This window comes from Flavobacterium sp. Root420 (assembly GCF_001427905.1).
In the GTDB taxonomy this organism is placed as follows: Bacteria; Bacteroidota; Bacteroidia; order Flavobacteriales; family Flavobacteriaceae; genus Flavobacterium.
The window spans coordinates 1-579 of record NZ_LMEF01000027.1; the positions used below are offsets into that span (position 1 = coordinate 1).

General features: G+C 53.9%; 1 pseudogene. It reads left to right on the forward strand.

Annotation, left to right across the window (positions count from 1 at the left end):
- Window positions 1-3: 3 nt before the first annotated feature.
- A pseudogene (locus tag ASC72_RS14560) lies at window positions 4-579 on the forward strand (hypothetical protein); the annotation flags it as partial.

Below are 579 nucleotides of genomic sequence, written 5' to 3' on the forward strand. Positions count from 1 at the left end.
ACGATCACGGCAAGYCCTTCRGCACCAACWGCCACWGCYCAGAGYTAYTGYTYTGCRGARGCCAAAAARGTAAGCGACTTAGCAGTGACAGGTGCGGCCCCCAAATGGTATTCTGCTGCAACAGGTGGAACTTTATTTGCCGGAACCGAGACCTTGGTTACAGGAACCTATTATGCCAGCCAGACGRTAAACRGTTGTGAGAGTGCCAGAACTTCGGTAGCGGTAACSATCACGGCAAGCCCTTCAGCACCGACTGCCACGGCCCAGAGCTATTGCTCGGCGGAAGCCAAAAAGGTTAATGACCTGCCCGCAACCGGAATAGGTATCAAATGGTATTCCGCTGCAACAGGCGGAAGCCTATATGCCGGAACCGAGACCTTGGTTACGGGCACCTATTATGCAAGCCAGACAGTAAACGGTTGTGAGAGTGCCAGAACTTCGGTGGCGGTAACGATCACGGCAAGTCCTTCGGCACCAACTGCCACTGCTCAGAGTTACTGCTCTGCGGAAGCCAAAAAAGTAAGCGACTTAGCAGTGACAGGTGCGGCGATCAAATGGTATTCCGCTGCAACGGCAGGA